Origin of the sequence: Aureibaculum luteum (assembly GCF_003449015.1) — a bacterium.
GTDB classification, from domain to species: domain Bacteria; phylum Bacteroidota; class Bacteroidia; order Flavobacteriales; family Flavobacteriaceae; genus Aureibaculum; species Aureibaculum luteum.
This window is the reverse complement of sequence record NZ_QRGD01000001.1, coordinates 806,990-828,283: the sequence shown is the minus strand read 5'-3', so window position 1 is coordinate 828,283 and position 21,294 is coordinate 806,990. Positions and strand designations below refer to the sequence as shown.

General features: G+C 32.7%; 18 protein-coding genes. 11 read left to right on the top strand and 7 right to left on the bottom strand.

The window, feature by feature from the left end; translation table 11 throughout:
- The first annotated feature begins 11 nt into the window (after positions 1–11).
- From tamL to accD, 3 genes are all read left to right on the top strand, one after another.
- Entirely contained in the window at positions 12–2,561 is a 2,550-nt protein-coding gene (gene tamL, locus D3P13_RS03650; protein WP_117879921.1) for a translocation and assembly module lipoprotein TamL, read from the top strand.
- 147 nt (positions 2,562–2,708) lie between these two features.
- A complete protein-coding gene (gene fbaA, locus D3P13_RS03645; RefSeq protein ID WP_117879920.1) occupies positions 2,709–3,776 on the top strand; it encodes a class II fructose-bisphosphate aldolase in 1,068 nt (355 codons plus the stop codon).
- Between the two features lie 92 nt (positions 3,777–3,868).
- Positions 3,869–4,771 (top strand): acetyl-CoA carboxylase, carboxyltransferase subunit beta, encoded by a 903-nt coding sequence (gene accD / locus D3P13_RS03640; RefSeq protein WP_117879919.1) that lies wholly within the window; start codon positions 3,869–3,871, stop codon positions 4,769–4,771.
- Between the two features lie 84 nt (positions 4,772–4,855).
- On the opposite strand, the gene D3P13_RS03635 is transcribed toward accD, so the two are convergent.
- Complete coding sequence (locus D3P13_RS03635; RefSeq protein WP_117879918.1) at positions 4,856–5,710, bottom strand: hypothetical protein; 855 nt, start codon at positions 5,708–5,710, stop codon at positions 4,856–4,858.
- Between the two features lie 98 nt (positions 5,711–5,808).
- On the opposite strand from D3P13_RS03635, the gene D3P13_RS03630 reads away from it, so the two are divergent.
- From D3P13_RS03630 to rpe, 5 genes are all read left to right on the top strand, one after another.
- A complete protein-coding gene (locus D3P13_RS03630) occupies positions 5,809–6,807 on the top strand; it encodes a lipoate--protein ligase (protein ID WP_117879917.1) in 999 nt (332 codons plus the stop codon).
- Positions 6,808–7,006: 199 nt separating this feature from the next.
- Positions 7,007–7,276 (top strand): 30S ribosomal protein S15, encoded by a 270-nt coding sequence (gene rpsO / locus D3P13_RS03625; protein WP_117879916.1) that lies wholly within the window; start codon positions 7,007–7,009, stop codon positions 7,274–7,276.
- 180 nt (positions 7,277–7,456) lie between these two features.
- Positions 7,457–9,673 (top strand): polyribonucleotide nucleotidyltransferase, encoded by a 2,217-nt coding sequence (locus D3P13_RS03620; protein WP_117879915.1) that lies wholly within the window; start codon positions 7,457–7,459, stop codon positions 9,671–9,673.
- Between the two features lie 401 nt (positions 9,674–10,074).
- Positions 10,075–10,938, top strand: coding sequence for a sigma-70 family RNA polymerase sigma factor (locus tag D3P13_RS03615; RefSeq protein ID WP_117879914.1), 864 nt, complete (start codon positions 10,075–10,077; stop codon positions 10,936–10,938).
- A 163-nt stretch (positions 10,939–11,101) separates the two neighbouring features.
- On the top strand, positions 11,102–11,752 hold the full coding sequence (gene rpe / locus D3P13_RS03610) for a ribulose-phosphate 3-epimerase (protein WP_117879913.1): 651 nt from the start codon (positions 11,102–11,104) through the stop codon (positions 11,750–11,752).
- A 375-nt stretch (positions 11,753–12,127) separates the two neighbouring features.
- Here rpe and D3P13_RS03605 read toward each other — a convergent pair whose 3' ends face one another.
- The 4 genes from D3P13_RS03605 to D3P13_RS03590 form a co-directional block, all read right to left on the bottom strand.
- Complete coding sequence (locus D3P13_RS03605) at positions 12,128–12,493, bottom strand: endonuclease domain-containing protein (protein ID WP_117879912.1); 366 nt, start codon at positions 12,491–12,493, stop codon at positions 12,128–12,130.
- A gap of 213 nt (positions 12,494–12,706) precedes the next feature.
- Positions 12,707–13,072: an endonuclease domain-containing protein gene (locus D3P13_RS03600; RefSeq protein ID WP_117879911.1), complete on the bottom strand. Its 366-nt coding sequence runs from the start codon at positions 13,070–13,072 to the stop codon at positions 12,707–12,709.
- Positions 13,073–13,296: 224 nt separating this feature from the next.
- Complete coding sequence (recJ, locus tag D3P13_RS03595) at positions 13,297–14,994, bottom strand: single-stranded-DNA-specific exonuclease RecJ (protein ID WP_117879910.1); 1,698 nt, start codon at positions 14,992–14,994, stop codon at positions 13,297–13,299.
- A 64-nt stretch (positions 14,995–15,058) separates the two neighbouring features.
- Positions 15,059–15,649, bottom strand: coding sequence for a carboxymuconolactone decarboxylase family protein (locus D3P13_RS03590; RefSeq protein WP_117879909.1), 591 nt, complete (start codon positions 15,647–15,649; stop codon positions 15,059–15,061).
- Positions 15,650–15,948: 299 nt separating this feature from the next.
- On the opposite strand from D3P13_RS03590, the gene D3P13_RS03585 reads away from it, so the two are divergent.
- The 3 genes from D3P13_RS03585 to D3P13_RS03575 are packed head-to-tail and all read left to right on the top strand — an operon-like array spanning position 15,949 to position 18,409.
- Positions 15,949–16,962 carry a dipeptide epimerase gene (locus D3P13_RS03585; protein ID WP_117879908.1) on the top strand — a complete coding sequence of 338 codons (1,014 nt, stop codon included), beginning with the start codon at positions 15,949–15,951 and terminating at the stop codon, positions 16,960–16,962.
- Positions 16,962–17,990, top strand: coding sequence for an aminotransferase class I/II-fold pyridoxal phosphate-dependent enzyme (locus D3P13_RS03580; protein WP_117879907.1), 1,029 nt, complete (start codon positions 16,962–16,964; stop codon positions 17,988–17,990). Before D3P13_RS03585 ends, D3P13_RS03580 begins: the two co-directional genes overlap by 1 nt.
- Positions 17,987–18,409, top strand: coding sequence for an OsmC family protein (locus D3P13_RS03575; protein WP_117879906.1), 423 nt, complete (start codon positions 17,987–17,989; stop codon positions 18,407–18,409). The genes D3P13_RS03580 and D3P13_RS03575 overlap by 4 nt, the downstream gene beginning before the upstream one ends.
- A gap of 106 nt (positions 18,410–18,515) precedes the next feature.
- Here the strand turns inward: D3P13_RS03575 and D3P13_RS03570 are convergent, their stop codons facing one another.
- Positions 18,516–19,376, bottom strand: coding sequence for a hypothetical protein (locus tag D3P13_RS03570; protein ID WP_157972822.1), 861 nt, complete (start codon positions 19,374–19,376; stop codon positions 18,516–18,518).
- Between the two features lie 47 nt (positions 19,377–19,423).
- On the bottom strand, positions 19,424–21,286 hold the full coding sequence (locus D3P13_RS03565) for a SusD/RagB family nutrient-binding outer membrane lipoprotein (protein ID WP_117879904.1): 1,863 nt from the start codon (positions 21,284–21,286) through the stop codon (positions 19,424–19,426).
- Positions 21,287–21,294 lie beyond the last annotated feature (8 nt).

Genomic DNA, 21,294 nt, shown 5'->3' with positions numbered 1-21,294 from the left:
CGAAAATTGCGTTGTATAACTATTTTGCTAAAATAATAGTATTTATAATATTAACTGTTGTAATTATTTCTTGTACTGCAACCAAAAGGGTTCCTCAGGATAAATATCTGCTATCAAAAAACACTATTGTGGTAGATGATAAAAAAATTGGCAACCCTGATGTTATTAGTTACCTTAGACAAACTCCTAATACAAAGATACTCGGAATTCCTATTTCTCTGCATATTTATAATTTTGCAAAACCAAATTATGAAATAAAGTTTCAAGAGTGGTTAGATAAAAACCCAAATAAAGAACGAAAATTAGTCAATGTCTTTTCTCAAAAACAAGTAAAGGCAATGGAAAATGCCTATAATGGAATAAATGCTTGGTTTTTGAAAAATGGCAATGCTCCTGTAATTTCTGACAGCACAAAAATTAGAAAATCGGTAAGTTCTTTGACTAAGTATTATCAAAGTAAGGGCTATTTTGATGCTGAAGCCAGTTTTAAACAAATAAAAAAAGACAATAAAAAAATTACTGTTGATTATTTGGTTACTAAAAATAACCCTTATTTTATTGATAGTATAGCAACTGATATTAGCTCACCCGTTCTTGATTCGCTATATAAACTGTATAGAGGCAAGTCTTTGGTTAAGGTTGGAGATCAGATAGATTATACCAAGTTTGAAAATGAGGAAGACCGTCTAATTGAAATATTTAGAAATTCTGGTGTTTATTATTTTGGAAAAAACAACATGGAGTATTGGATAGATACGTTGGGTTTATCGCCTTACAGAACGAGTGTGACCTTAGAGATAAATGACAGGGTCATTGAAAAAAATGATAGTGTTTATACAGAGCCTTTTAAGATTAGAAAAGTAAGTACGGTAAATGTTTATACTGATTTTTCTTTTGTTGATAAAAACAAACCGATTCAAGATTCTGTATCTTATAAGGGGTATAATTTTAAGTCAACCAATAAATTAGCGTACAACCCTAAATATTTGGCAAATGCTATTATTATTCAAAAAGATAGTATATATAGAGATACAGAACAGCAATTAACTAGAGCCTATTTAAGAGATTTACAGAATTTTAAACCTTCATTAGATATTAAATATGAAGAAAACGAAGACGGTTCACTTACTTCAAATATATATTTAACACCACTAAAAAAATTCTCTTTTGGAATTGATAATGAGTATATTACCTCTAACATTAAGCCATTTGGTATATTGGGTAAAGTATCTTGGTCAAACAGAAATGTATTTAGAGGAGCTGAAGTATTAGAAGTGTCATTTCAAGGCTCTTTTTTAAATGTAGCAGCTGAAATTGCAGATAGTGATCGTTTTTTTAATGCATGGGAAATTGGTTCAAGTGCAACTTTAAAATTTCCAAGAATACTATTCCCAATAAATACTAAAGGTATCATTCCAAAAAGAATGACACCTAAAACCAATGTTGAATTAAGTATTGCTCTTCAACGAAATATAGGTTTAGATAGGCAAAACATTACTGGGGGTTTAAATTATACTTGGAAAAGTTCTAAAACTACTGACCATAAGTTTGAACTGCTAAACATGCAGTATATTAAAAATTTGAGAACTGATAAATATTTTACTATTTATAAGTCTGAAGCTTATAAGTTAGATAATATTGCAGAAGTGATAGTTCCTGATGAAACCTATATAACTGTTGGTGGAGAAAATTTATATGATGATGATGGCGATTTAAACTCTTCAAATTATTTGGAATATATACTTGATGCTGATGAAGGATTTTCCGTTTCAAACCCTACCGAATATGAAAATGCAGAAGATGTAGAAGAACGAAGAAGTATTTTAACTGAAGATGTACTGGTTCCAGTTATGTCATACACTTATAATTATAGCAATAGGGATGGTTTTACTGATAATAGTTTTTCAGGTTTCACTGCTAAGTTAGTATCATCAGGTAATATTACATCAATGTTTGTAAATAAATCTTCTACTAGTAATAAAAAAGAACTTTTTGGTTTAGAGGTAGCACAGTATATAAAAACCGAAGTTGAATATAAAAAATATTGGGGTATTAATTCAAAGGCATCGTTAGTTCATAGAACATTTATAGGGGCTGCTTTTCCTATGGGTAGTTCTGAATCCATACCATTTAGTAGAAGCTATAGAGCGGGTGGTTCTAATGATATTAGAGCATGGAATACTTTTAAATTAGGGCCAGGTTCAGAAACCAATGGGTTAGAATTTAATGTGGGAAGTTTAAAACTTACCTCAAATTTAGAATATCGTTTTCAGGTTGTAAACAATATTTATAGTGCACTTTTTATTGATGCTGGTAATATTTGGGATATAACCAACTCATCCATAACTGATAGTAAAGCCAAGTTTAATGGACTTTCGTCTCTAAAAGATATTGCGGTAGGTTCTGGGTTTGGTATTAGATACGATTTTAGTTTTTTAGTGTTTCGTTTAGATGCCGGGTTTAAAACCTATGAACCTTATCTTGGCTCTTCTAATAAATGGTTCAAGAATTACAACTTTGGTAATGCTGTATATAATATTGGTATTAATTACCCATTTTAAAACAGAAAACTCAGTTCGTCTCAGGTGCTTTTACGAAGTAAAATAACAAATTATATAAAATACAACGTTTTCGTATTTTTACAGATACACCTGTGTTCATCCTATTTAATTTTTGTAAATTTACATTTCAATTATAATCAATAAATTATGGCTCACAATATAAAACCAGGTGTTGCTACAGGCGACCAAGTACAAGAGATTTTCAAATATGCAAAGGAAAAAGGATTTGCATTACCAGCGGTTAACGTAATTGGATCAGACACTATTAATGGTGTGCTAGAAACAGCTAGAGATTTAAATGCTCCAGTTATTATCCAGTTTTCTAATGGAGGTGCTCAATTTAATGCAGGAAAAGGACTTAGTAATGAAAATCAGAAAGCAGCTGTTTTAGGTGCTATTGCAGGAGCTAAGCATATTCATATATTGGCAGAAGCTTATGGTGTGCCGGTAATTTTACATACTGACCATTGTGCAAAAAAATTGTTACCTTGGATTGATGGTTTATTAGATGCTAGTGAACTACATTTCAAAGAAACAGGCAAGCCTTTGTATAGTAGTCATATGATTGACCTTTCAGAAGAGCCAATTGAGGAAAATATAGAGATTTGTAAAACCTATTTGACTCGTATGAGTAAAATGGGAATGACGTTGGAAATTGAATTAGGTATTACAGGTGGTGAAGAAGATGGTGTTGACAATAGTGATGTTGATGAATCAAAACTATATACACAACCTGAAGAAGTTGCTTATGCATATGAAGAACTTTCAAAAATAAGTGATAAATTTACTATAGCTGCCGCATTTGGTAATGTTCATGGTGTTTATAAACCAGGTAACGTAAAGTTAACTCCAAAAATTCTAAGAAATTCACAAGAATATGTTACCAAAAAATATGGTGTTGAGCATAATCATATTGATTTTGTTTTTCATGGAGGGTCAGGTTCTACTGTTGAAGAAATTAGAGAAGCAATTGGTTATGGAGTTATAAAAATGAATATTGATACGGATATGCAATATGCATTTATGTCAGGTATTCGTGATTATATGATTGAAAAAGCTGATTATTTGAAAGCTCAAATTGGTAGCCCAGACGGTCCTGAATCTCCCAATAAAAAATATTATGATCCAAGGGTATGGTTGCGTAAAGGTGAAGACACTTTTGTGACTAGACTTAAAAAAGCCTTTGAAGATTTAAACAATGTTGACACATTGTAAAAAACCTTTTTAACTAAAAAGCCCAATAAAATTTAATTTTTGTTGGGCTTTCTTATTTTTTAGTAACTTGCATCTTAATAAATTTATATAATATGTCGTCTTGGTTTAAAAGAAAAGATAAAGGAATTCAAACTGCTACTGAAGATAAAAAAGATGTACCAAAAGGACTTTGGTACAAAACACCTAGTGGTAAAATTGTTGATACTGAGGAGTTGAAAGAGAATTTTTATGTGAGTCCAGAAGATGGTTACCATGTGAGAATTGGAAGTAATGAGTACTTTGAAATTTTGTTTGATGAAAATAAATTTACGGAGCTTAATGCTAAAATAACATCTAAAGATCCTTTAACTTTTACGGATACAAAAAAATATACAGATCGATTAAAAGAAGCAGAGGAAAAAACAAAATTAAAAGATGCCATTAGAACCGCAGTTGGTGAATCTTTTGGTAAAGAATTGGTCATTGCTGCCATGGATTTTTCTTTTATTGGAGGTTCAATGGGTAGTGTTGTGGGTGAAAAAATAGCTAGAGCAATAGACTATTCAATTAAAAATAAAATTCCGTTATTAATAATTTCGAAATCAGGAGGAGCAAGAATGCAAGAAGCTTCTTATTCTTTAATGCAATTAGTGAAAACATCTGCAAAATTAGCTCAGTTAGCTGAGGTAGGTGTTCCATATATTTCATTATGTACAGACCCAACAACAGGAGGCACAACGGCATCATATGCCATGTTAGGTGATGTAAATTTTGCTGAGCCAAATGCACTTGTTGCTTTTGCTGGACCACGTGTTGTAAAAGATACTACAGGTAAAGATTTACCTGAAGGTTTTCAACGTTCAGAATTTGTACTAGAACATGGTTTTTTAGACAAAATAATAGAGCGAAAAGACTTAAAAAAACAAATTAATCTATATATTGATTTGATTCAGAATTTGCCGATTAGAACAGAGTCTGCAGTTAAGGAAAAGGCTCAAAAACAAACTAAAAAATAAGACCTAACGGTATCACTAATCTGCTGATGCTTTAGCAAAGTAGAAAGCCTGTGAGGTCTTGTTGCTTATGTATTGTTTACAAAGTTATAAATTACTCAGGTGAATTTCTCTGTAACCATTGTCATTTATGTTTATTGTAGCTAAATCATCACAGCTACCGTCTCCATAATCTAACAAAGCGTTATTATCATTTTTAATTAATTCAATAACTCCACTTACTAAAAATTTACAGGCAAGTTCCCTTCTTAATGGATTAATAACCGTGGCTGAAAGTATAGTGCCATTCTTTTTGGTAAATTTCCAATTACCCGAAATTAAAAATACATTATCACCCCAAGTTTTTGTATCATGTCCCTCTATCATTTCTCTTACCTTAGTGCCTTCCTTATTAGCAAAAGTATTGTCTGGCCAAGTTGCAGTAATATTAAATGTTTTAGTGGATTGCAAGTTTCCATTTGAATTTGAACGTTCTCTTAAAATAGAACCTTGCCCTTCTATATGTTTTCTGTTAAAATAAAAATTACTAAATGAGTAAGATATAGTTTTTGTTGCTACTTCGGTGTTCTTTTCATATTCCATAATAATTACACCACTCACAAAATTCCCATTACGTAATTCGCAGCCCTCACCAAAATCAACGGTTACTGATTTTTTGTTTTCAGAAATTACCTTGGTAATTGTAACACAATCGGGTAAATATCGCTCTAATGCATTGCTCTTGGTATTAGGAGATTCTACCGTTTGATAAGCTTCTTCAATAATTACACTTGTTTCATCAGAAGCTTCATCCATAACCGTTTCGGTTTCTGCTGTTTTTAAATCAATGGATACGGCAGGTAAATCTTCTTGCATAGTTTCGTTTTTATCGCAAGCAACAAAAAACATTGCTGACAATAATAAGGACATTAATCCTAATTTAAATGTTGGTTTTTTCATCATAATTATTTTTATAAGTTATGGTACTATGACAACAGGATGAACAAAAGGTTTAAAATGTTGGTTTTTCATTGTTATATTTGCACCCAAATAATTAGGAAATGATTTTTATAGAAAACGAAGGATTTACTGACCCACGCTTAAATCTTGCTCTTGAAGAATATGCGTTGAGAAACTTTAGTAGTGACCAAGATTACTTGTTATTCTACATCAATGAATCTTCTATAATAATTGGCCGGAACCAAAATACGTTAGAAGAGATAAACCAGCAATACGTTACAGAAAACAACATTCATGTAGTTCGCCGAGTTTCTGGTGGTGGTGCGGTATATCATGATTTTGGAAATCTTAATTTCAGTTTTATTACGAATCACGACAATAAAAGTTTAAATAATTTCAAGAAGTTTACAGCTCCGGTTATAAAAGTGTTAGAGCAATTAGGTCTTAATGCCGAACTAAAAGGTAGAAATGATATTCAAGTAGAGGAGAAGAAGATTTCTGGTACTGCTCAATTTTCTACTGGTAAGCGAATGATAAGTCATGGTACTTTACTTTTTGACACCGATTTAGCCGAAGTGGTGCATGCATTAAATGTTAAAATGAGCAAAATTGAATCGAAAGGTCACAAATCTGTTCGAAGTCGTGTAGCTAATATTTCAGAGTTTTTGAATAACCCGATGAAAATCGAACAATTTAGAAAATTATTATTGGAAGGACTTTATGAAGAAAGTGAACCTTTTGAAAGTTATTATTTAACGCCTGAAGAATGGAAAAAAGTACATGACCTTAAGGCAGAAAAGTATGATAATTGGGATTGGAATTATGGTCGGTCACCAAAATTTAACATACAACGAACCAATCGTTTTCCGGTTGGTGAAATTGATCTGCGGATATTTGTAGAAAAGGGACTTATAAAAGACGTTGTAATTTATGGAGATTTTTTTGGTAAAGAACCAGTTGCAAATCTTGAAAATTTATTAAAAGGAATCCGTTATGAAAAAGAAGATATTTCAATGGCATTAAAAAGCATTGATATCAATGAATATTTTGGCGATATTCGAAAAGAAGATTTTTTAAAACTAATTTATGGTGAAGATTAAAATGATAGTTCTTTCAGAAATCTGATAGCTAAAAATCAATTTTTTGTATCTAATAATGGTATACATCATCCCTTTTAATCTGAGACATTGTGTTCAATACTTAATACTAACTATTGCTAATCGAAATAATAGTTTTATATTTGCGGCTCGAAATAATTCGATACATAAAAATTATTAATTAAAAAAACTTAATGTTAGCATGTATTTAGCAGCAGAAAAAAAAGCAGAGATTTTCAAAAAACACGGAAAATCTGAAAAAGACACAGGTTCGTCTGAAGGTCAAATAGCCTTATTTACTTACAGAATAAACCATTTGTCAGATCATTTAAAAAACAATCGTAAAGATTATAATACAGAACGTTCACTAGTGAAACTAGTAGGAAAACGTAGAAATTTACTTGATTATTTAATTAAAACGGATATTGTAAAATATCGTGAATTAATTAAAGAATTAAATATTAGAAAATAACAAAAAGAGGCTTTATGCCTCTTTTTTATTAATCCTGCCCCGATGAATTCGGGGATTTCAGGATAAAAAAAGCTTACTTCTTTTCATTGGTTAACACACAACACACAACCTGACCGTCCAGCCTGACGGTAACCAATTGTTTAATTACACCTGTCAATAGATGGGTTAAAAAATTTATTTATGATACCTAAGGTTTTTACCGAAATTATCGATTTAGGAGATGGAAGAACCATTTCTATAGAAACAGGAAAGTTAGCCAAACAGGCTCATGGTTCTGTTGTAGTTCAATCAGGAAAATGTATGTTATTATGTACAGTTGTTTCTAACTACGAACAAAAAGATCTTGATTTTCTACCATTAACGGTAGATTATCGTGAAAAATTTGCAGCTGCTGGACGTTATCCAGGAGGTTTCTTTAAAAGAGAAGCAAGACCAAGTGATGGTGAAGTATTAACAATGCGTTTAGTGGACAGAGTTTTACGTCCGTTATTCCCTAAAGACTATCACTCTGAAACTCAAGTTATGATTCAGTTAATGTCTCATGATGATGATGTTATGCCAGATGCAATGGCAGGATTAGCAGCATCTGCAGCTATCCAATTATCAGATTTCCCATTTGAATGTGCTATCTCTGAAGCCAGAGTAGGTCGTGTTAATGGTGAGTTTGTAATTAACCCAACTAGAGCTCAGTTGGCAGAATCTGACATCGATATGATGATTGGTGCTTCTGCTGATTCTGTAATGATGGTTGAAGGTGAAATGGATGAAATTTCTGAAGAAGAAATGACTGAAGCTATCAAGTTCGCACATGAAGCAATTAAAGTACAGTGTGCTGCTCAATTAAGATTAGCTGAAGCTTTCGGTAAGAAAGAAGTTCGTGAATATCCTGAAGAAAGATCAGACGAAGATTTAGCGAAAAAAGTTTATGACATGGCATACGATAAAGTATATGCCATTGCAAAAGCAGGATCTGCAAAGCATGAAAGAAGTGCGGCTTTTTCTGAAATAAAAGAAGAAATAAAAGCAACTTTTTCTGAAGAAGAATTAGCAGATTTTGGTGGTTTAGTTTCTAAATATTATCGTGCTGCTGAAAAGGCTGCTATTCGTGACCTTACCTTAAATGAAGGTTTACGTTTGGATGGTCGTAAAACAGACGAAATCAGACCTATCTGGTGTGAAGTTGATTATTTACCATCTGTTCATGGTTCTGCAATTTTCACAAGAGGTGAAACGCAAGCTTTAGCAACCGTAACTTTAGGAACTTCTAGAGATGCAAATAAAATTGATATGCCTTCTCATGAGGGTGAAGAAAATTTCTATTTACACTATAATTTTCCTCCTTTTTGTACAGGAGAAGCTAGACCTATCCGTGGAACATCTCGTAGAGAGGTAGGACATGGTAATTTAGCTCAACGTGCATTAAAAGGAATGATACCTGCTGACTGTCCTTATACTGTAAGAATTGTTTCAGAAGTATTAGAATCTAACGGTTCTTCTTCTATGGCAACAGTTTGTTCTGGTACAATGGCTCTTATGGATGCTGGTGTTCAAATGACAAAACCTGTTTCTGGTATTGCTATGGGATTAATTTCTGATGCAGAATCTGGGAAATATGCAGTTTTATCTGATATCTTAGGTGATGAAGATCATTTAGGTGATATGGACTTTAAAGTAACAGGTACGGCAGACGGAATTACCGCTTGTCAAATGGATATAAAAGTAAAAGGATTGTCTTATGAGATTTTAGTAAATGCACTAAAACAAGCTCGTAATGGTCGTTTACATATCTTAGAGAAATTAACAGATACTATTGCAACACCAAATGTTGATGTTAAAGAGCATGCTCCTACAATGGTAACAAGACGCGTTCCTAATGAGTTTATCGGTGCCTTAATTGGTCCTGGTGGAAAAGTAATTCAAGAAATGCAAAAAGAAACTGAGACTACTATCGTTATTAACGAAGATCCAGTAACTGAAGAAGGAATTGTTGAAATTTTAGGTGTTGGTAAAAAAGGTATTGATGCTGTAATGGCAAAAATTGATGCAATTTTGTTCAAACCTGAGGTTGGTAGCGTATACGAAGTAAAAGTTATCAAAATGTTAGATTTTGGTGCTGTTGTAGAATATATGGATGCTCCAGGTAACGAAGTATTATTACATGTAAGTGAATTAGCTTGGGAACGTACAGAAAATGTTAGCGATGTCGTTAATATGGGAGACGTTTTTGATGTAAAATATTTCGGTGTTGATTCAAGAACACGTAAGGAAAAAGTTTCTCGTAAAGCTATTTTACCAAAACCAGAAGGTTTTGTTGAAAGACCACCAAGAGAAAATAAAGGAAGAGACAATCGTGGACGTGATAACCGTCGTGATGATAGAAAACCAAGAAGAGATTAATTTCTTCTAATTTTTATAAATTAAAAACCTGTCAATATTTTTATTGACAGGTTTTTTGTTTTACAGATATGTTATCCATCATTTAATACTTTTCAAAGATGAAATTTTTTTTGGTGATTTATTTGTGGTAAATACCTCGTGTAACTCTTACTATAGTTGTAAAAAATGTCATTAGTGTTGTTTGAAAATGACTCTCCGATGGATAGTTTTAACAGATTATTATCGTCTAATTTATAATATTTATAGGAATTTAACGTCTATAAGTGTTCTAATTAAGCAGATTGTTAACATCAAATTCATCTTTTTTTAATTTAAAATGAAATAATTGTAACATTTCGGTAACTAGTAACGTATATATAGTACACAACAAAATTTAATATTAATAAAACAGCAGAAATTACATGAGACAACTTAAAATAACAAAACAGGTAACTAACCGCGAAACAGCATCATTAGACAAATATTTACAAGAAATAGGTAAAGTTGATTTAATTACTGCTGATATGGAAGTGGAATTAGCTCAGCGTATTAAAGCTGGAGATCAAGTGGCTTTAGAGCGTTTGACAAAAGCTAACTTACGTTTCGTAGTGTCTGTTGCCAAGCAGTATCAAAATCAAGGCTTAACCTTACCAGATTTAATTAATGAAGGTAACTTAGGTTTGATAAAAGCTGCTAAACGTTTTGATGAAACTAGAGGTTTTAAGTTTATTTCTTACGCGGTATGGTGGATTAGACAATCTATTTTGCAAGCATTAGCTGAGCAATCAAGAATTGTACGTTTACCTTTAAACAAAATTGGTTCTATTAATAAAATTAATAAAACTTATGCCCGTTTAGAACAAGATAATGAAAGACCACCTTCTGCAGAAGAAATTGCAAAAGAGTTAGACATGACCATTAATGACGTAAAAGAGTCGTTAAAAAATGCAGGTCGTCACGTATCTATGGATGCTCCTTTAATTCAAGGTGAAGATTCAAATTTATATGATGTATTGCGTTCTGGTGAGTCTCCAAATCCTGATAAAAGCTTATTACACGAGTCTTTAAAAGTTGAGATTGAACGTGCTTTAGAAACCTTAACTCCAAGAGAAGCAGATGTTGTTGCTTTGTATTTTGGATTAGGTGAAGCTCAACCAATGACTTTAGAAGAAATTGGTGAAACTTTCGACTTAACTCGTGAAAGAGTTCGTCAAATTAAAGAAAAAGCAATTAGAAGATTAAAGCATACTTCAAGAAGTAAGATTTTAAGAACTTACTTAGGATAGGTTTACGTTTTACTAACAATATTTTGGAAACGCTTAACATTTAGTTAAGCGTTTTTTTTTGTTTTATACGCTGAGAATTCGTCATTAATGATGTAAAAAAAACTAACCGTTACGCGTTCACCACTAGTAACAATTTCACTACTTTTGTAAAAAACAGAAAAACATGAGTCATTTAATTGCACCTTCCATTTTAGCTGCTGATTTTGCCAACCTACAACGTGATGTAGAAATGATTAACAACAGTGAGGCCGATTGGTTTCATATTGATGTTATGGATGGTATGTTTGTACCCAATATCTCTTTTGGTATTCCCGTAATAAAAGCGATCAAAAAGCATGCTAAAAAACCTATGGATGTACATTTAATGATTGTAGATCCTGATCGTTATATCAAAGATTTTAAAGAGGCAGGAGCAGATATTATAACGGTACATTACGAAGTTTGTAATCACCTGCACAGAACCATTCAAGCTATAAAGGCAGAAGGGATGCAAGCAGGAGTTGTGCTGAATCCACACACACCAATTAGAGTATTAGAAGATATTATTATTGATTTAGATTTGGTACTGTTAATGAGTGTAAACCCTGGTTTTGGTGGACAATTATTCATAGAAAATACCTATAAAAAAGTAATTCAATTGAAAGATTTAATTGAAAAATCAGGCTCAAAAGCATTGATAGAAATTGACGGTGGTGTAAACGATAAAAATGCTCCAAAATTGGTAGCCGCTGGTGCAGATGTATTGGTTGCCGGTAGTTTTGTGTTTAAAAGTGAAAATCCGACAGAAACTATTGCTGGGTTGAAGAGTTTTTAGAGAACACTACTAAATGAGCTTTGCATGTTAGTTTCTTAATAAAATATATTTTGTTTTACACTCCTAATGAGTTTTGCTCGGTATCTTCAATGAAAACATATTTTCATTTCAATAATCCTCAAGGGGACATTTTGTGTACCGAAAGGATTTAGCTTTAATAACGTAAGTAGCGTTCTTTCTTAGTTGACTAGTAAGTTTTTTTAGTCCTTTAGTGTTAAATGGAAATGATTGTCCCCTTGAGGGAGCATTTTGTTCACGGAAAGGGCTTTGCATTAATAACGTATGAAGCCTTCTTTCTTAGTTGACTAGTAAGTTTTTTTAGCCCTTAAGCGTTAAATAGAAGGATTGTCCCCTTGAGGGGACCTTAGGGGTGTTTTATTCAAGAAGTTGCTTCACTTTATTTTCAATAATTAATGACACACTAAACATATTGTTTAATATATCATCATTAGAAAATCTCAAAAATTGTACTCCATAGGCTTCAATTTTAGCCTGTCTATCAGCATCATTTTCAAAATTAAAATCGTGACTTTTACCATCAATTTCTATGGCTAAACCAATTTCATGGCAATAAAAATCAACGATGTAATTTAGCATCGGAACTTGTCTATGAAACTGTACTCCAAGTGATTTTTTCTTTATTTTTTGCCATAATAATACTTCTGGCAATGTACTATTTTTTCTTAGTTGACGAGCGAGTTCTTTTAGTTCTGAGTTATATGGAATTATTTTGTTTCTCATATTTGTGGTTTACACCCCTAATGAGCTTTGCTCGGTATTCTAAATGAAAATATATTTTCATTTCAATAATCCTCAAAGGGACATCTTGTGTAACTAAAGGATTTAGCTTTAATTACTCAAGTCACATTCTTTTTTAATTGACTAGTTAGTTTGTTTTTAACCTAAAGTGTTAAATGAAAATGATTGTCCCCTTGAGGGGACTTTAGGGGTGTTTTATTCAAGAAGTTCCTTCACTTTATTTTCAATAATCAATGACACACTAAACATATTGTTTAATATATCATCATTAGAAAATCTCAAAAATTGTACTCCATAGGCTTCAATTTTAGCCTGTCTATCAGCATCATTTTCAAAATTAAAATCGTGACTTTTACCATCAATTTCTATGGCTAAACCAATTTCATGGCAATAAAAATCAACGATGTAATTTAGCATCGGAACTTGTCTATGAAACTGTACTCCAAGTGATTTTTTCTTTATTTTTTGCCATAATAATACTTCTGGCAATGTACTATTTTTTCTTAGTTGACGAGCGAGTTCTTTTAGTTCTGAGTTATATGGAATTATTTTGTTTCTCATATTTGTGGTTTGCACCCCTAATGAGCTTTGCTCGGTATCTTCAATGAAAATATATTTTCATTTCAATAATCCTGAAGGGGACAATTGTTACGGAAATCATATGTTCTAAAGTTTAGTATCTTTTACATCGCCTTTATAGCTTAAGCTAAACTTGGCATTTTAGTTAAAAAAATATTTTGTATCTCACGAATGGTCAATGGGACAATTGTTAGCTACGTAACTAATTATTCTGTAACCCTCACATCCTTCACTATCAACTGCAATGAAGTATTGCCGTTCCATGTGTTTTCATCAATAGTATAAACAATATCAAAAGGTTGTCCATTTGAGATTTCAGCATGTTTTTTACCTAAATTAAAACCAATACCGTTAAATTTTGTTCCGTCTTCCGAAACAATACTCAATTTTAAGTGATCTTCATCTGCACCAACTTTTCTAGAATAACCTGTGTCTTTTACATTTTTACTCATAAAAACAGGACTCATATTTAGAGGGCCACAGGGAGCAAATTGTTGTAGAATTCTATAAAATTTTGGAGTTACTGCTGATAATTCTAACTCTAAATCAATTTTAATTTCTGGTTGCAATAGTTCTGGAGGAATACTATTTTTTACTACTTCTTCGAACTTATCTTTAAAATTTTTATAATTTTCTTGTGATAAGGTAAGTCCTGCAGCATATTTATGACCTCCAAATTGCTCAATATATTCCGAGCAGGCTTCTAGGGCATTGTACACATCAAATCCACTTACAGAACGGGCGGAAGCCGCTAATTTATCACCACTTTTAGTAAAGACTAGGGTAGGGCGATAATATTTTTCAATTAAACGAGAAGCAACAATACCAATGACCCCTTTATGCCAATCTTCTTGGTAAACTACTGAAGAAAAATCTTCAGTTTCATTATTTTCTTCAATTTGTTGCAGGGCTTCAATGGTAATTAATTTATCAAGATCGCGACGGTCGTTATTAAAAACTTCAATACCAGCCGCCATGGTTTGGGCTGTTTGAAAATCTTCTTCACATAACAATTCAACAGCATAATTTCCATGCTTCATTCTACCTGCTGCATTTATTCTTGGAGCAATCACAAAAACAACATCGGTAATGGTTAACACCTCTTTTTTTAACTGATGTGTCATGGCTCTAATTCCACTTCTAGGGTTGGTGTTAATTCGTTCCAATCCAAAATAGGCAAGAATTCTATTTTCACCATTCATGGGTACAATATCTGCGGCAATAGCAGTTGCTAGCAAATCTAAATACGGCATTAAATCGTCAATAGTTTGATTTCTTCGAGACGCCAACGCTTGCACTAATTTAAAGCCGACACCGCAACCACATAATTCATCAAATGGATAATTGCAATCTTCTCTTTTGGGGTCTAAAACGGCTGCTGCTTTAGGAAGTTCGTTACCAGGCCTATGGTGATCGCAAATAATAAAATCAATATTTTTATTGTTGGCATAATCAACTTTATCAATTGCTTTTACACCACAATCTAATGCAATAATTAATGAAAAGTTATTGTCTTCAGCAAAGTCGATACCTTTATAAGAAATACCATAACCTTCTTGGTATCTATCCGGAATGTAAGTAGCAATATTTGGGTAATAGGTTTTTAAATAAGAAGACATTAAAGAGACTGCCGTTGTGCCATCAACGTCATAATCACCAAAGACCAAAATATTTTCATCATTAGCAATTGCTTTTTCAATGCGTTCAACTGCTTTTTGCATGTCTTGCATTAAAAAGGGGTCATGTAACTTTGATAAATCCGGTCTAAAAAATGATTTTGCTTCCTCGTATGTTTCAATGTTGCGTTGCACTAAAAGCGTAGCCAAATTAGTGTCAATAGACAACTTTTTTGCTAAGCTACTCACTTTATCTAAAGTTGGTAAAGGCTTTAATGTCCAATGCATAGGTATTGTTTTTTATAAAAGTTTTTATTATCTAACCTTTAAGAATCAAGAGGTTTAAAATTTATTAAATATGTTTTCCTTTTTCCCAACCATGTTTCCCTAAATATTGGTTACCACTTTCAACGGCACCTTCTTCTATAGAAGTACCCATGGAGTCGTTCCATCTGTTTAAGTATCCAAATAGAGAAATTACACCTAACATTTCTACAATTTCGCCCTCGTCCCAATGTTCATATAACCTTTTTTTAATTTGTTCGTCTACATCGTTTGGTACTTGACTTGCTGCCAATGAAAAATCAAGTGCAGCACGTTCAGCTTCATTAAATGCAGGATGTGTTCTGTATTCCCAAATATTATCTAATTGTTCTTGTTCTGCTCCATAACGTTCTGCGGCTCTTATGGCATGTGCTTGGCAGTAACGACACCCTGTAGAATTACTACTTACCCAAGCAATCATTCGTTTTAAGGCTGAGGTTACCCTGCCTTCATTTGCCATTACCGCTTTGTTTAAATTGATAAATGCTTTACTAATTGCAGGTCTGCGTTGCATCGTTAAAACTGAATTGGGACAAAACCCTAAGGTCTCATTAAAAAATTCAGCTAATTTCTTGGTTTCTATATCGTGTTCTGATGATAATGGAGTAACTAAAGGCATATAATTTTGATTTGATATGTTAGACTTGAGATTTTAGATTAAAAACTCTAAAATTTAGAGGTACCAAATTACAACTAAATCTCAAAGTAGAAAAAGTAAACCCGATAACGGAACTAATTTTTTTTAGAATATCAGTATTTAAAAATTCCTATTTAGCTTCGTTGATTATTATTTACAGATGGTTTTAATTGATGAAATTATGTTCTAAATATCAAAAAAAATATCTATTCATTTTAATAATTGTTTTATTGTTATTTGGATAAATACCCTTATTTTTAATTTTCATTAAATATAATTTTATGCAACTAATACTTAGACCTTACGAGTTAAAACTAGAACATACATTTCGAATTTCAAGAGAAGCGAGAGACGTTCAAGAAAGCCTTGTCGTTGAATTAAAAGATGGAGAATTTTCTGGTTATGGAGAAGCCACAGCGAACCCATATTACGGAGCTACTATTGAAAAAATGTCTGCTGATTTAACTGCATTGGAGTCCTTAATTAAAGCGAATGCAACGTTGGAACCTTCATCGTTTTGGCAAATAATGTATCCTAAATTAAAGGATAATATGTTTGCTCTCTGTGCATTAGATTTGGCTTACAATGATTTGTATGCAAGAAAAAAGGGAGTAAAACTATATGAATATTGGGGGCTCGATATTAATAAGAACCCAATCACTGATTATACTATTGGTATTGATACCATTGAAAAAATGGTTTCTAAACTAAAGGAAAAACCTTGGCCTTTGTATAAAATTAAGTTGGGTACAAAAGAAGATATTGCCATAATAAAAGAATTGAGAAAACATACCGATGCTGTATTTAGAGTAGATGCCAATTGTGGTTGGTCGGTTGATGAAACACTGAAAAATGCAGTTGTATTAAAAGAATTAGGAGTAGAGTTTATAGAGCAGCCTTTAAAAGCAGATGATTGGGGTGGACATAAAACATTATTCTTAAAATCAGTTTTACCAATAATCGCAGACGAAAGTTGTATGGTAGAGGAAGATGTAATGAAATGCCACAATCACTTTCATGGTGTTAATGTAAAATTGACCAAATGTGGTGGGTTAACTTCTGGAAAACGAATGTTAGAAAAGGCTAGAAAATTGGGAATGAAAACGATGGTAGGTTGTATGACGGAATCTTCTGTTGGTATATCTGCTATTGCTCATTTATTACCTTTATTGGATTTTGTTGATATGGATGGAGCTATCTTACTTTCAAATGATATTGCCGATGGTATTACCATTACTGATGGAGTTATTATATATAGTGAGTTGAATGGTACCGGAGTTAAATTAATTGCCTAATGATTGTAGATGATTTTCCGGATAGAACCATTACTGTTGAAGGTAATGAATACCTATATTTCGGCGGAACTGGATATTTGGGCTTAGCAATACACCCTGAGTTTGTTGGCATACTTACGGACTCTATTAAAAAATGGGGAACCTTTTATGGTAGTTCACGTAATTCAAATATTAAACTTTCAATATATAATCAGTTTGAAAAATATTTTGCTCAACAAATAGGGGCAGAAGACGTATTAACAGTTTCTTCTGGAACACTAGCAGGTAGATTGGTTATTGATTTTTTGAAGAAATCAAATCCTATATTTTTTCATTACCCGAAAACACATCCTGCAATTTTAGCAGACGGTAGCTTGCCTTTGTTTATTGATGACAAGTTACATCCGCGACTGCTTGAAGCTACGGATGAAGAAATTGTAATTACGGTTGATGCTATATTAGGTCTAGAAGTAGCCCCTGTATCTTTTGCTTTTTTGGATAACATATCAACTTCTAAAAAAATTACATTAGTAATTGATGAATCACATAGTTTAGGCGTTTTGGGTGAGAATGGTAGCGGAGTTTTTGGCAGGATAAAACATTCAAATGTTGAAAGTAAAATTATGGTTTCGTCTTTAGGAAAAGCCTTAAGTTTATCTGGTGGTGTTATTGCTGGGAATAGAGAATTTATCAATAAGTTAAGAAACGAATCAATGTTTGTGTCTTCTTCAGCTGCAAATCCTGCATATTTAGAAGCATATTGTAAGGCTGAGACTATTTATGAGACTCAAAAGAAGAGATTAGCCAAGAATTTAAATTTTATTGCTGATAAATTAGAGGTTAAGGACGGTATAAAATTCAATAAAAATTATCCTGTTATTTACAGTGAAGATGAGGGTGTTTATAACAAGCTATTTACTGAGGGTATTATTATTACAAATTTTAAATATCCTACTTATAAAAACATGATGAATAGAATTGTAATCACGGCGAATCATACAGAAGAAGATTTAAAAAGATTAATACAAATTTTAAATAAAAAACAATGACAAATACAGTAAAGACTACTTGGAAAGGAGATATGAAATTTGAATCTACTAACCCTAGTGGAATAAATTTAATGATTGATGCCGGTCCTGATGATGGTGGAAAAGGTGAAGGGTATAGACCAAAGGCACTAATGCTTTCCGCGTTGGCTGGGTGTTCTGGATTGGATGTTGTTTCGCTATTAAAGAAAATGAGAGCTGAAGTTGATGAATTTACTATTGATATTACGGCTGAATTAACTGAAGAACACCCTAAATTTTTTAAGAAAGTTCATGTAGTTTATAATTTCTATGGTTCAGATTTTAAAAAAGATAAAATTGAAAAGTCTGTTAATTTATCAGTAGATAGGTATTGTGGTGTGATGGAGATGTTTAGACAGTTTGCAGAGGTTACTACGGAGATACAATATTTTGAGAATTAGTTGATTTAAATCAGTTTTTCTAAACAAACAAAGTTTTAAAATATTTATAAAAAAGAAAGCCAACTAAAATTAATTAGTTGGCTTTTCTCTTGGATTTAATTGCTAATTATAATGCAGTTATCTGTCTTACACGTGCACGATACGATGGTGAATCATTACGATACCCATTGAACATATGGTGTCTTGCATAACCAATATATCCAGTCCAGTAATCGCTATATTCAACCATGTTTCCATAAGCATTTTTAAGAATTAGGTTACCTTGATCTGATCCATCATCTCCTATTACTCTAAGACGATAATAGATATAACCATAACCAGAAGATATTTCTATTCTTTTATTTACATCTGCTCTACTCCATGAAGTAGCTTCTCCAAAGGCTACTGGTTCTCCTAAATTTGCCCAGTCACTTCTATCACCTGTCTCATTATCAACTATATATTGAAATTGATATTGGAGAGTTAAATCAGTAGGAACTCCTTCAGACTCATACATTAGGTTATAAAACCTAATATTTGTATAATCACCAGTTCCGTCGGTGGTATAAGTAGGATATGGCACCTCAGCATCTATAATCAGTGGAGCTTCATCAAAGCTATGAATGATTACAGTAGATTTTCCTGCCGGTAAATCTACAGTTACATCATAAACTAGATCTAAATCAGAGCCTTTATAGAAAGTCAGTTTTGACGCTCCAGCTTGGGTGGTATAATATTTACCTACACTTGTAGGAAGGTAGCTATTTATTTTTAATGGAGAAGCGTCAGTTGATAATAGCTCACCATTCAATTCTATTTTATTTATATAATTTGAAGATCCAGTGCTTATTGGAATCATATAAAATATTTGGAATTGTGCGGTAGTTACACTAACATCCTCAGCCATATATTCTATCTCATTTTTCTCACAACTTGCAACTAAAAAAGTGCAAAGGAGAAATAATCCTATTTTAGTTATATTTTTCATATTTGTATATTTCTTGTTTTGTATATTTCTTGTGTTACCATAAGTCATTATTGAGGTAGCTCACCAGGGTAAGCAAACCAAGGAATTGATGTATGATAGTTAGGAGCCGTTCCAGATATCGGTGTAAGTATCTCTAATGATTTAAGATTCCACATATATTCAGAATTAAAACGTGGTCTTATTCTATAACTTGGAGAACCTTCGTTGTTTATATTGTAAGTTCCTTTTCGTCCTTGAACTTGAGCCGGTGATAAATAGAGACCTTTATATACTTTAGATGGGTTCGTATCCCATTTTTGTTCTACTGTGGTTTGAGTCCATCCATTTCCTTCACTAGGATATTCACCTGTATAATCTACGTCAAAGTGATATTTACGCATATCTACCCAAGCTTCTGCTGCTCCCCATGGATATAAAGATACCCATTTCTGCATCATAATATGAGATAATGAAAAGTCTGTTAATCCTGCTACAAATGGACCTTCTAGATACTCGTCTGCCAATGTGTTAAATAAAGCTGAAGTAATTTTATCTCCTCCAGTAGGACTTCCAGAACTTCCTGTTTTAATATATCTTGCAGATGTTTGCATGTCAGCACTAACACCTCTTTTAAAAGCATCAAATGCTAGCGTTGTCTGGTTTGTTTTCCAATAGGCTTCTGCTAAACAAAACTGAATTTCAGCATAGGTTGTCATAACGTATGGTGCGTCATCTCTAAATAACCAACGACCAGTTCCATCATGTTCTGCACCTTCATAAGCTGAGTTTGCAATTCTTCCATAAACTGAAGGAGCCGTACCAATTGGACCACTTGCTGATGTAAACGTTCCACCGAAATACTGATACGTTTTTACACTGTCTGCATTACTTAAGTTTTCATAGTTCGTATTGCTCGTTGTAGATAACTTAACGGTAGCCCTTGGGTCAAAATGTCCTGGTTCGTTTACTAAAGTGTCAGTGATAATCTGATTTTCAGCAAGTGCGTAAGGGTAATATTCGTTAGCAAATTCAAGGTTTGTTTTATCTCCTGTTGCTTCGTCATAATCCGGTACTGTACCTGTAAATACTTGTACTGCATATTCATGTTGAAAGTAGTTGTCAAGTAAATTACCTCTGGCAGTTCCCCAAAAATTATTAAATGAACTGAACGGTGCAGATTGTGATCCTCCTGCAATGGATACCGTAGCATCATCATCAGGACTTTGAAAAGATTTGCTTGCTGCATCTATCAATTCTTGAGCATAGGTACTAGTAAAATCCGTTTTATTGGTTAAAGAAGATAAATTACGAACAATAACTGCATATGCAAATTTGATCCACTTGTCTTTATTTCCTTCATATATAAAGTCATTAGAACTAATTTTATCAGCATACACGTGATCATCTGCTCTTTCTAATAATTCAATGGATTTATATGCCCACTCTCTTACTTGTGCATAAATTTCTTTTTGATAATCATAATCGTGAGATAGTAAATCAGGTACAAAAGCATCAGTCATCGGTAATTCACCATGAACCTTCGTTAACAAATCCCAACTAAAAGCTTTCATTGCATAACCTATACCTGCTAAAGTCCAGTCTTCTGCTGCTATAGACTGATTAATCATGTTTTCAAGGTTTTGACCTTGATTCCAATACGTCATTCTCCAAATTTCGCCAGCTGAATCACTACCAACATTGTAATAATTAAGGGCAAAATTGCTATAAGAAGTTGTTCCCCACATCTGAGCCATTGGTGCTAAAGCACGTCCGTCCCAATAAACCCCATTATATTGTTGGGTAATATTTGCCAAGTATAAATAACCATCCGCATAAGAGGGGCCATCTACATTGGTGTTTACATCAAGGTATTCTTCACAGCTTACTAAGCTGAAAAATAATGATAATATGTATATAAATTTTTTCTTCATGATATCTA

What these genes read in the sequence shown, in the direction of transcription:
- fbaA (WP_117879920.1), top strand. Translation starts at nt 2,709, where the DNA reads ATGGCTCACAATATAAAACCAGGTGTTGCTACAGGCGACCAAGTACAA.
- accD (WP_117879919.1), top strand. Translation starts at nt 3,869, where the DNA reads ATGTCGTCTTGGTTTAAAAGAAAAGATAAAGGAATTCAAACTGCTACT.
- D3P13_RS03635 (WP_117879918.1), bottom strand. Translation starts at nt 5,710, where the DNA reads ATGATGAAAAAACCAACATTTAAATTAGGATTAATGTCCTTATTATTG.
- D3P13_RS03630 (WP_117879917.1), top strand. Translation starts at nt 5,809, where the DNA reads ATGATTTTTATAGAAAACGAAGGATTTACTGACCCACGCTTAAATCTT.
- rpsO (WP_117879916.1), top strand. Translation starts at nt 7,007, where the DNA reads ATGTATTTAGCAGCAGAAAAAAAAGCAGAGATTTTCAAAAAACACGGA.
- D3P13_RS03620 (WP_117879915.1), top strand. Translation starts at nt 7,457, where the DNA reads ATGATACCTAAGGTTTTTACCGAAATTATCGATTTAGGAGATGGAAGA.
- D3P13_RS03615 (WP_117879914.1), top strand. Translation starts at nt 10,075, where the DNA reads ATGAGACAACTTAAAATAACAAAACAGGTAACTAACCGCGAAACAGCA.
- rpe (WP_117879913.1), top strand. Translation starts at nt 11,102, where the DNA reads ATGAGTCATTTAATTGCACCTTCCATTTTAGCTGCTGATTTTGCCAAC.
- D3P13_RS03605 (WP_117879912.1), bottom strand. Translation starts at nt 12,493, where the DNA reads ATGAGAAACAAAATAATTCCATATAACTCAGAACTAAAAGAACTCGCT.
- D3P13_RS03600 (WP_117879911.1), bottom strand. Translation starts at nt 13,072, where the DNA reads ATGAGAAACAAAATAATTCCATATAACTCAGAACTAAAAGAACTCGCT.
- recJ (WP_117879910.1), bottom strand. Translation starts at nt 14,994, where the DNA reads ATGCATTGGACATTAAAGCCTTTACCAACTTTAGATAAAGTGAGTAGC.
- D3P13_RS03590 (WP_117879909.1), bottom strand. Translation starts at nt 15,649, where the DNA reads ATGCCTTTAGTTACTCCATTATCATCAGAACACGATATAGAAACCAAG.
- D3P13_RS03585 (WP_117879908.1), top strand. Translation starts at nt 15,949, where the DNA reads ATGCAACTAATACTTAGACCTTACGAGTTAAAACTAGAACATACATTT.
- D3P13_RS03580 (WP_117879907.1), top strand. Translation starts at nt 16,962, where the DNA reads ATGATTGTAGATGATTTTCCGGATAGAACCATTACTGTTGAAGGTAAT.
- D3P13_RS03575 (WP_117879906.1), top strand. Translation starts at nt 17,987, where the DNA reads ATGACAAATACAGTAAAGACTACTTGGAAAGGAGATATGAAATTTGAA.
- D3P13_RS03570 (WP_157972822.1), bottom strand. Translation starts at nt 19,376, where the DNA reads ATGAAAAATATAACTAAAATAGGATTATTTCTCCTTTGCACTTTTTTA.
- D3P13_RS03565 (WP_117879904.1), bottom strand. Translation starts at nt 21,286, where the DNA reads ATGAAGAAAAAATTTATATACATATTATCATTATTTTTCAGCTTAGTA.